Here is an 11,427-nt window from a genome sequence, read left to right on the forward strand (position 1 = left end):
TCGGAGAGTTATAATTATGGTCCATTAAATTGTTGAGGAGGCAATAGATGTTATCTAACATATCATCATGGGTCATTGCACTTATAGGCACTTCTTTTATAATCTTCTCCACAATTATAAGTGCCATATTTCTTTATCAAACTAGAAGAATTATTACAGATGAACAAGGTAAGATAGAGGAAATCCGGCGAAAAAAAGATAACTTATGGCTCAACCACCAGCGAGGAGAACAAAGATTAAGGGATGCGGAAATCTTTTTCGCCTTTCTAAGAGATAGCTTTATACAAAAAACTGTCACCGCGCCCAATATACACTTTTTAATGGATAGGTCAATTTACTACTTTCGGGGGGCTGCTTTATCAATGCTGGTAGCATCAGGAGCCTCTGGTGAGGAGGAATATTCTAAAACCAAAAAGGAAGTCGATAATCTGCTTCATGATTTTTTTGTAGCTGACAACCCAAAGTCATACGAAATCTTAATTACAAAGATTGATTCTCTAAGAATAAAATCAGCTAATAAAATAAATGAGCTTGCTGGTTCTGTCTCTGATAAGCAGTCGCAAATCTCGTCTTATAAGAATAGAGAATATGTAATATACTTAGCGTATGTTTTTCTTAATCTATTAGGTATCTCTTTAACCATGTGCAAAGACCTTCCTATATGGAAAAAGCAAAACTGATAGGAGGTGATGCCCATGTTAGAGCAGACAGAAGACGGCTCTGATCGTTTCTATTTCGTCCAAAAACTCACCCGAATAGTAAAAAAGGGCGGCTTCTCGAACTTCATCTGAGAAGCCGTCCTTGATTTGTTCACTCCAACAAGGAGGTCCACCATGCAATCCCGCGATCCCAAAAAATCTTCGCGTTAGTCAAAGCGCATCGGGAACTTTGGCCAATCGCCACGCAATGCCGAGTACTGGGTGTCTCCTTCAGCGGGTATTATGCTTGGCGAGCACGTCCACCCTCTAAACAAGCAAAGGTTGATGCAGACCTCAAGAAGCATATCAAAGCCTTTCATACCCGATCAGATAGCACCTATGGTGCCCCTCGCATCTTTAAAGACCTGATGGATATGGGCATCCGAGTAGGGAAGAAGCGCGTAGCGCGTCTGGTGCGTGAGATGGGCATTTGTGGCATCAGTCGCAGAAAGAGCACCACAACGACCCGTAAAGCGCATCAGGCTGTCAAGGCTCCCGATCTGGTAAAGAGAGACTTCACTGTGCCAACGGTCAATAAACTCTGGGTGGCTGACATCACCTATGTACCCACTTGGTCGGGCTTCTTGTATCTCTCTGTCGTCTTGGATGCCTTCTCCCGCCGCGTCGTGGGCTGGGCAATGGCGAGCCACTTGCAAAGTGAGTTGGTCTTGTCAGCTTTAAATATGGCCCTTTACCAGCGCCATCCCGAAAACGTAATCCACCATTCTGACCAGGGGGCGCAATATACCTCCATCGCATTTGGAAAGCGTTGTCGTGAAGCAGGCGTACGTCCCTCAATGGGGGCTGCTGGCGACTGCTATGACAACGCGCTATGCGAGAGCTTCTTCGCCACCTTGGAGTGTGAACTGATCAATCGCCGATCCTTCCGTACGCATAAGGAAGCGCGCCTGGCTATCTTCTCCTACATCGAAGGGTGGTATAATCCGCATCGCAGGCATTCTTCCATCGCCTATCACGCACCGATGGCTTATGAAAAACTGCATCTATCACAGGCTTGAAACACAAGCCCTAAACTCTCCACCGAAGCGGGGTAACTCCAGGTGCAACTGTCTATACAGATGGGTCACGCGCCTATAATGGCCTGCGTGCAGACGGCTTTGAGCACGAAGCAGTCATCCACTCGCGGGGTGAATATGTGCGCGGAAATTGCCACACAAACGGGATCGAAGCCTTCTGGTCTATGATAAAACGCGCAATCATGGGTGTGTACCACAAGGTCAGCAGGAAGCATCTGGGGAAATATGTCGCAGAGTTTGTAGAAAGGCAGAACATGCGCGCACAGGACACGCTGGATCAGATGAAGATGATCGTGCAGAGATTTGAGGGACAACGGCTGAAATACTGCGAGCTGGTAGCTTGACTTTTGCGGCGACATGTCGCATGAATAGGAGCAGGCCCGTAGTTCAATCATGCCTGTGGCCCAGACATCTATACGATACGCCATTCAAAGGAGAAGAGAAAATGTATGAAAAAGATATAGTTTTCGAGAGATTGAAGGAATTAGTAAGGTCAGGATTGTCTCGTAAAGACGCTACAACGCAATTAGTAATAGAGCGTGGTGTCAAAGATGGATCTACTATTAGCTCTCAATGTGGAAGAGATCAGGGATTTTCGGGCATGCCGGAATTGGACGAGCATTTAAGAAGTTTGGGGCTTGACCCTGAAAAAGGGGGCTATCTATAAATGAATAAGGAGATTATGTAGCATAGTGACCATTTGACACACAATCCATTATGTGCTATAATTCTTTCACCCATAGGCTCCCCAAGACTCCCCAGTCAAAAAGGAGACCGTCATGCTGAGTCAGCCCGCATTTCAGCCATTTCTGCCGAAGGTGGCAGCACCAACGAAAAGGCGCTTGAGAAAGGCGTACAGGAGAGTAACGCACTCAGAAGTACGGTGATCAACAAAGAGTCTGCCGAGAAAGCTGTGCTGGATAAGGCCGCGCAGATTGTCACCAATCGCTACAATGCTGATATGGCTATCCTGAAGCAAGCCATGTCGCCGTAATCCCGTCGCACCACGTTCCACTTCGTCAAAAATCCCGCCCCCATCCCAAAAAGAGAATTTATGGCAAAAGAAGAATTTGAAATTGCTTTTCATGGGCCTGCGGTTGAGGGCAATTCAATAAGTGCGCGAGATTTGGGTACGTCCATGATTGCTCTCGGAGACCTCTTAGAATACGCGAACAAGAGCCTTTATGGTGAAGGCAATAAAAGTGTATTGCGCATTAAGGCGACACGCGAAGGATCCTTTGAGGCGGTATTTGAATATGCAATAACAGCCATTTCTGATACGACTTCGTTTTTGAACGATAACCCTATGGACGTCCTCCAAGTCCTTGTTGGCATTCCTGGGGCTACGGTTAGTTTATTTGCAATTTACAGGTACCTGAAAGGAAGGCAACCAGAAGAAAATGAAGTTAGTGATGGGGGAGATGGGAAAATACACATAGAAATAGAGGGAAGCGACAATAAAATTATTGTAAATAAAAATACATACAATTTTTACACAGACTCCAATATTAGATCGGCAATGAGAGATCTTATTTCTCCTTTAGGTGAAAACGGAGTCGAAAGAATGGATATTAACCAACAAGAAAACGTAGAGAGCATTGACAAAAGTGAGATTGACTTTTACGATGTGCCCCTGAGAGAGGAAGAAGAAAAAACTGAAAGTATGCAAAAAATATATGTCCTTGTTGTTAGCCCCTCCTTTCAAAGAGGAGACAAGTGGCGGGTCTCAACAGGAGCGGATGAAACTGCTTTTTTTGTTGGCATTGCGGACAATGATTTTATTGATAAAGTCTCCCGAGGAGATGAGGGATTTAAAGCCGGGGATTCTCTCTATGTTGAGTTACAAACAATCCAATGGATAGAAGACGGGCAACTGAAGACGGAAAGAAATATTGTGAAAGTTATAGACCACATGCATGCCGGGGAGCAGGGAAACCTTGAGCTTTGATGAGGGGATTATGTAGGATAGGGACGGAACAAGGGAGATTATATACAATAGTGCCGCACTACTATCAAGTCTTATCTAAGTCTTTCTAATATAGTGACTTACAGATTTTTCAAAGGCGCGCACTCGCCGCGGATCTGAGAAATTTTTGGCACGGTTTTTGCTTTACCCTCTCCATGGGGATGCGTCCTGTATTCCCTGCATCAGCCCTTGCCATGCAGCTCGGCGGATTGCGAGCTCATAATGCAGGTGCTGCATCGACAGATCACTCTTGATTTTATTACGATCCTCGCATAAGAGCTGTAGATTGCCCAGAGTGTCGGGACCACCCTTTGACTCTGCCTCGATGTGGTCCCATTCCAGGTCGTCCATGGGCAGGTGCTTGCCCAGACCCGTGCGGTAATCGCAGGGCGCGGCACAGCGACGGCCCTGAGCACAGTAAAATATATATTTCAAGTACGGATCGCGGGGTGTCATTGCTTTCTCCTGAAAGAGTGTAGTGCAACATTTCGTGATCTTCTGGGGACGAGATGGCGGTCTCGTCCCCATGAATGTAAGGCGGGCGAGGGGAAAGGCAAGGAGATAAATCAAATTTTTTTAGGAAGCCGATATGAGTGATCCACTGACGCGGGTTGCAACAGTGCTTTTAAGGAAAAAGCCAGCACAGAGGCTGGCTTTTTTGTTGAGCAGTATTTTTCGTGCGCTACGATAAGGCCAAAGTAAAGAGAATTCAGGTTTCCTGCGGTGGCTGTGGGGTTATCCATGTTGGAAGCCCGAAGCTCAAGATGGTGGCATTGATTTGGTCATAGTCTACAACTTCAGGGTTTAACTCTTTTAACCGCGAAAGTGAGACCTCTCTTTGATTATTCAACTGGGAATTGATAACACTTGTTGATAGGATATAAAACTCCCACTGTGAGAGATCAAGCGGGTTAATGGTCCTTCTGTCCTTAGTGGTAAGAAGGCAAAAGACATATACTTGAGCACTGCGAAATGGAATTTCTGAACGTCGGCCTGTACTGTTATCCCAAGAATGTTTTTTGGCAATGTCAAATTTTATTTTCGTAGGCCCATCTTGGTGGTGGGACTGGAAATACGCTGAGGACTTAACTTCGACTCTATGGCCGTGAGCTGTCATTATATCTTCGTTCTCCCATCTACGATAAACTTTACATAATACTGCCTCTGTGGCCTGTGCCACGATATACTCCGCGATTTGGCCACGTAAGATATTATCCAATAGATCAGACCCACCCCAAGTCCAAAAATCCAGTAGCGTCAATCCTACTGGTTCTCCGCGAAAAATAAAAGGCTCTTTGGGATCACGGGGACATGGAGGTAGCGCTGTGTAGTTATTTCTATCGAAGAATTCGTCATCGAATTCATCTTGGCTCAGATTATCCTTCATGTTTACTCCTTTCTCGCCACGCACTCAGGTAGAATATACTGAGTGCGTGGTTTTTTGTCGAGCAGGATTTGATCCGCATATAAAAAGTGCAACTTCCATTTTAAAGTACTCGCCAGGACACGGAACATATCAGGCCACCAAGTCACAGTAGCGCAGCCGGTGTCCCTCGAAGGATTCTGCAATGCGCTTCATCTGGTCGATCGTGTCCTGGTGTTTCATGTTGTGCCTCGCCACAAATTCTTTAACGTATCGGTGCAGATGTTTTAAGCTCATCTTATGATATACCCCGGAACAAGCACATGTCAATACTTCCAATTCCGCCTGTTCCTCTTTCTCAATTTTCGTCTCCCATAATTTCCACTACCGGCACTATTCTATATAATCCCCAAAAAATGACAGATAGAGACAGAAAAGCATTAAGAAGGGAGATTTTGCGCTTCATACAAAATGCCGATGATCAAACAGAAATCGGCATTCCCATAAATGTTATTTGGAGTTACCCCGCTTCGGATGCTGTTGCCGAATTCCGAATTTTGTCCCGATGCAACGAAACACAGGGCTTACAGAACCTGTATTCGGGCACAAACAGCCGCTTTTCCAACCGCAGATTCCCTATCGACCAATTTGGCAACAGCATCGCTTTGGTGGAGTATTTAGGGCTTGGATTTCAAGCCTGTGATTGATGTAGCTTTTCGTAGGCCAACTGCATCCACAAAATATTGTGGTTGTGGTGCTTGACCAGACATAAGCAAATGATGACCTTTTTCGTGTATAGATCACTTCACTCCTGTATCTACAGCATATCGGATACACCAAAAGCGACAAGTTGTCGCTTTTGGTCGCCTTTGTCCATCCTAAAAAATTTTTACCGAAAAAAACCATTTCGACCATTACCTCCCTATATGTAGATGAAAGGGCGATCCACGTCCACAAATCCTACGAGGTTGGTTCAGCCTCACAATTCCAATAAGGAGGGAGTAATGACAACAGCAACAAAGAACACGCAGAGATTCGAGTTTGTTGATATTGAACGACTTGAACATTTTTCCTATGAGGAATTGCGCGAGTACGCAAATGACCTCAGCAAACTTTACGCATCTCTTGATGGTGGAGTGAGACATCGTACTGGGCTTGTCCATAGGTAAGGGGCACTTTTTCAGGTGCCCCAAAAAAGGCGCTCGACAAGGCCATCAAAATCCTCTATATTTTTTATAAGCCGTAATCATTAGCCAACAGAATTGATGCCGGAAAAAACCAAAAGGCCGGGGTACGCGCTCTCTATGCGCTCCTCGGCCTTTTTTGTTATGAGAAAGGAGTCTCCCGTGACTATAAAATCTGTAGTATGCGCATGTATTGCCTTCACCTTTCTTGCTTGCGATAAGAGCCCTACAGAGCCCCATTATCCTGTCATTGTGCATACACTCACCAGTGATTCTTATGACTCTGGCGGCAATATCTCTATCTATGATAGCCGCCTAAAAAAGACTCACCACTACACTGTCATACTTGTCATAACACAAAATGGTGAAGACCCACTAAAACAAGAAGGGAATGAAATCGCTGATAGCCTGATCCCGCACCAACAATTTTTTAAGGATATGGCTGAAGAATGGATGGACCAAAACTCCCTTGACTTTATTGTTTCTATCACCGAAGGCTTCATTCGCATTGCCGATCCCAATAGGACAATTTTAGCCTATGCAGAGGTTGTCAAAAATGCTTATGATAGTGACAACAAATTCGCTCATCTCGTTATCCATTTTGCTCCGGTAGCCGGGGATCTTTAGGAGGTATGTCATGTTCAGATATATGTGTATCCTTGTGTATATCTCAATACTGTCTCTGCTTATATTGGTTGACTCTTCACAAGCAAAGACGACAGACTCTGGTTTTGGCAAAGATCGGTTCTGGAGTACCGGGATATTCGGAGCTTTTGGACCCGGCACCAATATGACTTTTTTCCCTGGTGCATCTGTGGGTTGGTCCACTAATGTCAGACAGTACAACATAGGAGCCGACCTGCTATTCACTTGGCCCAAAGATGATGCAATGCAATGGCCACCAAATGATATTGAGGTGTTCCAGTATGGCTTTCTTTTCTGGTCCCTCACCGCACGACGCTTCTTATCTCAGGGCGATGTTGCACCCGTAATAGGAGCAGGAGTAGATCTGGCTGTCATTTATGGCCGAATTACACACAAGGGCTGGTCTATAACCGATGGAACCAAAAGGGGTTTCGGTGCTCATATAACCTTTGGAGCAGAGGTGCTCAGGCATACAAACAGTCGCTTAAGGCTTGAGGCTAGAGCTGACCTACCTTTCTTTAAGTTCAGTGCATCCAGAGGAAGCACATTCGAGCCCCCCTACAAATCATATCTGTTACCTATAACTATAGGCATTAGCTATCACAGATAATGAATAAGGAGAAACACCTATGTTGATCAAAAAGGTGCTGGTGCTATCATTCCTGCTTGTGATGTTTGGTTCTGCACAGGCAGAGATGACAAGCTCAGATTCTTACAAGGGATGGAATATCGGGATCTTTGGGGCCTTTGTCCCTCACAAGAATATGAATGTTTACCCTGGCGTATTTGTGGGATGGTCTTCCCATATAAAAAAGTACAGTGTGGGTGCCGACTTCAGGTTCGTCTGGCCCAGTGATCGACCTCACACGGCATCAGAAGTGTTCCAAGAGGTTGAATACTTCTTTGTTTTCCTCTCTATCACCGCACGACGCTTCTTTACCTATGGCAATATTATGCCAGCAATAGGGGCTGGAATATCTGTAGGAAACATTGAGGGCGACCGTGGCACCATTGGTCCCTCGAATTATGAAATAAGTGGTTCACTAAATGGAGCCAACAAAGGCTTTGGTGCTCACGTAACACTTGGAGCAGACGTGCTTAGGCTCGCAAAAAACCGTGTGAGACTTGAGGCCAGAGTTGATTTCCCTTTCTACAAATCACACCTCTCCACTGCCCGGGTGCGTAGGCTTGAATCGTCGTATGTAATACCAATTTCTGTGGATCTATCATATCACAGATAAATAGGCGTAAAGGTAAGGTTGTTAAAAAAGCCGCTGGCCATTCTGTATTGATCCCGCGCAGGATATCGAGGTTGTCCGCTTCGAAGATCGTGCGGTTATTTATATTTGGCATTTATCTCCTCTTTGGTGGGGAAAATCATGCCCTCGTTCCTAATGTAGCCCCCAAGGTCTGGATATACCGTACTTGGCCTTACATTGCAATAAACATCAAGATGGCTCAAAAGAGATAGCTTCTCTTCCTTTGGCACCGGAATAGCCAATACATCTTCATCAAGAGGGATAGATCCGCCCTCTCTTGGCCGAACAAAAACACTACTTTGGTACTTGCTGTATCCGGCATGAGGGAATTCCATGATTGGGTGCTTTTCGGGGATTGTCAATGGGCGATATATCACAATGCGCCCATCGTGACGAGATTTGCCGCGGCTTATGGGATGGCCTGCAATATCCGAACATGCAAAATATATGGCAATATTCACATCCCTTGAAAAGTCTATGAAATTCGTTTTTCCGCCTGCCTGCCTTATTTTTGCCAGCGTCTCCCAGGACTCTTTAGGCACCTGCTCGAGAGGGTTGTCCCCCATAAATGTAGCGAACAATTCATATTCCCTTTCCACATCCACCCCCTCAAATACGCCAGCACCTGATACTGCGTGCCCCTCACATATTTTTATATCCTCCTCTCTTTCTTGAGCAGAATATTCAGCCCAGCGAGGATCTCCCTTCTCACGCATCCTGTAGAATCCCGAGGATATGTGTTCAAATTTTTGAGGTTCCCCCCTGAACAACATCTGCCGATGCGTGTAAGGCATGGAATCTATTTGTTTGATCAGTTCGTTGTAGAACATATCACTCCCCCTTCCTTCGTCCGTCCCGAAGGCCGTTTTGTCTTATGTCGCGTCTGTCTGTTGGTGTTGGCCTATGAAACCAATAACAACGCGCTTCTTACTCTCGTCCCAATCAAAAGCGACCCGAATGGTATAGCGAGCATCCTTATTGCTCCCTGTTCCAATGTGTCTTTCAAGCCAATAGACCCTGTTGTCAACTTTGGTAGTGTACCACTCTTCGTACTTTTTCATCGTCCTCTTGCTCTGGCGCCTCTTGTACCACCACTTACACGCTTTCCGAACGGACACATCGAGATTTGTCAGCTTAATCTCCCCCAGGCGAGATTCATAATACGTGGTCGCCAGCCATTGTAGCGCATCCCATACGGCTTTGGGGTCCTTAAAGGGATTATCCTCAACGCGCGACTTCCCATTGAGTTGAAAGAGAAGTTTATCGTCAAATCTTTTTTTGGCAAGCTCAACCGCGTCATTCACCCTATCAATAGACAAAACCTCATCTTCACCCTCGATTGCCACCTCTTTGCTCGCTCTCGCGTCTATGTATGCGACGCGCCACATTTCTACCATCTTCTCGGTCGTCCGTAGTTCGCGTTGTAGCGATTTGATCTCTTTTTCCTGCTTTGCTTTCAACGCGCTATAATCTTTCTCTGAAAATGCACGTTGGTCATTAGGGGTTTGAGCAGGTTGTTCTTCGGCTGGAACATCGGATTGTTGTTCTGCCTCTATCGGCGGAGTGCGTGACTCGCTCATGAACGGATCAATACGGTCTATGAGCGACAAGAGACGATTCTCCAACCTCGTCCGCTTGGGTCTTCTCTCGCGTTCTTCCTTCAGGACAGGCGCAGGTTTGAGAATAGGTTGATACTCTGTCAGCAAAGACTGCATTTTCTGGGTATCTCGAAGGACTGTTGAAAGATCAGCATCGGGCGATAAGTGTGCCGCAGACCATGATGCAATATCTTTTTCTAAAAATTCCAGCTCTGATGAGAAAACGTCCTTGACTTCGATGATTAGAGCGTCGAGGTCATTGGCTTGCTTATATTGCGCCTTCTTTGCCTTTATAATGGCCTTTACCTCTTCGACAAAGCTCGGAAGCGTCTCTCCCCACTCTGGCGCATTGGGTGGTAAGGATTCCAGATATTCGAGACTCTGCGACAAAACACCGTCTTTTTCTTTTGTGGGCCTTTTGCCCGATACATAGCACAGCATCAGAGCGATGTCATTTTTATCAAATTCGTCGTGGTGTTCGAGAATTTTATCGGTCTCGTGTCTCCAGGCAACACTGGACAAGACACCTTGGAATTGATTTCCCGAAAAATCTGGATCCACAGCCGTCATTGCCAGATTGCCGAGATGTTTAACAACCACATCTCTGAGTGCGCTATGGGACTCTGCCCAGACTTTCAGCACCGCGCCGGTCAACTTGTCGGATCGTATTGTGGTCTTAAAGACAGGTTTTGTGAGGAAAGTAGGCGGTGCCTTAGCGGGTTCTTTTGGGAACTGGACTTGACCCGTTTTAGTGGTCAACTTTCGACTTCATAACGATTTCTGCTGCTAACCTCGGAGCGGACCTCCCAACATTAAGAGGCCCCTTCCCACCTGTCAATATTTTTCCAGACTCTCCTCGCTTTTCCCTGCCTCCCGGCTTAAGTTCTGGGAACTCACTTTTATCTTCGGCACTTTCGTATATATTCCCTGTACTTGGCGTATCAAGATGTTGTGCTACCGCGGCCAACTGCATCCAAAAAATATTGTGGTTGCGGTGATCGACCAGGACAGAAGCAAAAGCCCGTTGATCATATTCGATTGACGGGCTTTTTTGTTGTACTCGAGGCGAGTATCAGCGGCCATATTTGAGGCGGGCGATACCCCGTTTTTTTGCTTAATTTTGTCAGAAAACTATTTTAGAGGGCATAAGTTGACCACCTGGGAACGCCAAATCTGGGCAAATTGACGCTCTGTGACCACAAAACAGGGGTAAAAGAGGGGCCTTTGACCACACTCGAGGCTATTAGGTGCGGTCTATTTTTTTGTATTAGTCGGCACTGAACAGCTATAAACGGATAGAAAAAAGCAAAAAAATAGCGTTCCAGTGGTGATATGGTAGGAAAAGAGCGTACTTTTGCTCAAAATGCCTCACATGCAGATCCCCCTCAGTGTGTCAACCTGTCCCTTTGAGGTACATATGTGAATTTTTTATCGCACAGGCTGCACGTCAGGGGGCAAAAAAAGCCCGTCGATCGTTCTAACAGACGGTCCTTTTTTCTGTATTCGAGGCGCGTTTTATTTGTTGGCCTGAAAACAATTAGTAAAGTCGAATGTGAGCAAAAACCTTGCTGGACTATCCTGGACTTGCCTCGTTTTGGTGGATAATAGCATCAACCGCCCATTGGACTTGACCCGTTTCGGTGGGTACCTTATGAGTAGTAAGAAAGGAGACCCACT

Annotated in this window: 14 protein-coding genes and 1 pseudogene; 11 read left to right on the forward strand and 4 right to left on the reverse strand. The window is 45.9% G+C overall.

Features of this window, described 5'->3' with window-relative positions; translation table 11 throughout:
• Positions 1-47: 47 nt before the first annotated feature.
• From OXH16_07560 to OXH16_07585, 6 genes and pseudogenes are all read left to right on the forward strand, one after another.
• Positions 48-680, forward strand: a complete 633-nt coding sequence (locus OXH16_07560) for a hypothetical protein (protein ID MCY3681238.1) — start codon at positions 48-50, stop codon at positions 678-680.
• Positions 681-838: 158 nt separating this feature from the next.
• Positions 839-1,717, forward strand: coding sequence for an IS3 family transposase (locus OXH16_07565; protein ID MCY3681239.1), 879 nt, complete (start codon positions 839-841; stop codon positions 1,715-1,717).
• 44 nt (positions 1,718-1,761) lie between these two features.
• Positions 1,762-2,079: pseudogene (locus tag OXH16_07570) on the forward strand (IS1595 family transposase).
• A gap of 101 nt (positions 2,080-2,180) precedes the next feature.
• Complete coding sequence (locus OXH16_07575; GenBank protein ID MCY3681240.1) at positions 2,181-2,402, forward strand: hypothetical protein; 222 nt, start codon at positions 2,181-2,183, stop codon at positions 2,400-2,402.
• A 33-nt stretch (positions 2,403-2,435) separates the two neighbouring features.
• Positions 2,436-2,729: a hypothetical protein gene (locus OXH16_07580; protein MCY3681241.1), complete on the forward strand. Its 294-nt coding sequence runs from the start codon at positions 2,436-2,438 to the stop codon at positions 2,727-2,729.
• A 60-nt stretch (positions 2,730-2,789) separates the two neighbouring features.
• On the forward strand, positions 2,790-3,683 hold the full coding sequence (locus OXH16_07585) for a hypothetical protein (GenBank protein MCY3681242.1): 894 nt from the start codon (positions 2,790-2,792) through the stop codon (positions 3,681-3,683).
• Between the two features lie 162 nt (positions 3,684-3,845).
• Here the strand turns inward: OXH16_07585 and OXH16_07590 are convergent, their stop codons facing one another.
• Complete coding sequence (locus OXH16_07590) at positions 3,846-4,157, reverse strand: HNH endonuclease signature motif containing protein (protein MCY3681243.1); 312 nt, start codon at positions 4,155-4,157, stop codon at positions 3,846-3,848.
• Positions 4,158-4,410: 253 nt separating this feature from the next.
• Entirely contained in the window at positions 4,411-5,088 is a 678-nt protein-coding gene (locus OXH16_07595; GenBank protein MCY3681244.1) for a hypothetical protein, read from the reverse strand.
• 431 nt (positions 5,089-5,519) lie between these two features.
• Between OXH16_07595 and OXH16_07600 the strand changes: the two genes are divergently transcribed.
• The 5 genes from OXH16_07600 (at position 5,520) to OXH16_07620 (ending at position 8,134) form a co-directional block, all read left to right on the forward strand.
• Positions 5,520-5,771 carry a hypothetical protein gene (locus tag OXH16_07600; GenBank protein MCY3681245.1) on the forward strand — a complete coding sequence of 84 codons (252 nt, stop codon included), beginning with the start codon at positions 5,520-5,522 and terminating at the stop codon, positions 5,769-5,771.
• A gap of 297 nt (positions 5,772-6,068) precedes the next feature.
• The gene (locus OXH16_07605) at positions 6,069-6,233 is read left to right on the forward strand and encodes a hypothetical protein (GenBank protein MCY3681246.1); all 165 of its coding nucleotides are present in this window, start codon (positions 6,069-6,071) and stop codon (positions 6,231-6,233) included.
• A gap of 177 nt (positions 6,234-6,410) precedes the next feature.
• Positions 6,411-6,875 (forward strand): hypothetical protein, encoded by a 465-nt coding sequence (locus tag OXH16_07610; GenBank protein ID MCY3681247.1) that lies wholly within the window; start codon positions 6,411-6,413, stop codon positions 6,873-6,875.
• 10 nt (positions 6,876-6,885) lie between these two features.
• The gene (locus OXH16_07615; GenBank protein MCY3681248.1) at positions 6,886-7,503 is read left to right on the forward strand and encodes a hypothetical protein; all 618 of its coding nucleotides are present in this window, start codon (positions 6,886-6,888) and stop codon (positions 7,501-7,503) included.
• A 19-nt stretch (positions 7,504-7,522) separates the two neighbouring features.
• Positions 7,523-8,134, forward strand: a complete 612-nt coding sequence (locus OXH16_07620; GenBank protein ID MCY3681249.1) for a hypothetical protein — start codon at positions 7,523-7,525, stop codon at positions 8,132-8,134.
• A gap of 95 nt (positions 8,135-8,229) precedes the next feature.
• On the opposite strand, the gene OXH16_07625 is transcribed toward OXH16_07620, so the two are convergent.
• Complete coding sequence (locus tag OXH16_07625) at positions 8,230-8,982, reverse strand: FRG domain-containing protein (GenBank protein ID MCY3681250.1); 753 nt, start codon at positions 8,980-8,982, stop codon at positions 8,230-8,232.
• Between the two features lie 42 nt (positions 8,983-9,024).
• Positions 9,025-10,509, reverse strand: coding sequence for a hypothetical protein (locus tag OXH16_07630; GenBank protein MCY3681251.1), 1,485 nt, complete (start codon positions 10,507-10,509; stop codon positions 9,025-9,027).
• Positions 10,510-11,427 lie beyond the last annotated feature (918 nt).

This window comes from Gemmatimonadota bacterium (assembly GCA_026705765.1).
Lineage (GTDB): Bacteria > Latescibacterota > UBA2968 > UBA2968 > UBA2968 > VXRD01.

Excerpts from the sequence above, each read along its gene's own strand:
- OXH16_07560 (MCY3681238.1), top strand. The coding sequence starts at position 48 with ATGTTATCTAACATATCATCATGGGTCATTGCACTTATAGGCACTTCT.
- OXH16_07575 (MCY3681240.1), top strand. The coding sequence starts at position 2,181 with ATGTATGAAAAAGATATAGTTTTCGAGAGATTGAAGGAATTAGTAAGG.
- OXH16_07585 (MCY3681242.1), top strand. The coding sequence starts at position 2,790 with ATGGCAAAAGAAGAATTTGAAATTGCTTTTCATGGGCCTGCGGTTGAG.
- OXH16_07590 (MCY3681243.1), bottom strand. The coding sequence starts at position 4,157 with ATGACACCCCGCGATCCGTACTTGAAATATATATTTTACTGTGCTCAG.
- OXH16_07595 (MCY3681244.1), bottom strand. The coding sequence starts at position 5,088 with ATGAAGGATAATCTGAGCCAAGATGAATTCGATGACGAATTCTTCGAT.
- OXH16_07605 (MCY3681246.1), top strand. The coding sequence starts at position 6,069 with ATGACAACAGCAACAAAGAACACGCAGAGATTCGAGTTTGTTGATATT.
- OXH16_07615 (MCY3681248.1), top strand. The coding sequence starts at position 6,886 with ATGTTCAGATATATGTGTATCCTTGTGTATATCTCAATACTGTCTCTG.
- OXH16_07620 (MCY3681249.1), top strand. The coding sequence starts at position 7,523 with ATGTTGATCAAAAAGGTGCTGGTGCTATCATTCCTGCTTGTGATGTTT.
- OXH16_07625 (MCY3681250.1), bottom strand. The coding sequence starts at position 8,982 with ATGTTCTACAACGAACTGATCAAACAAATAGATTCCATGCCTTACACG.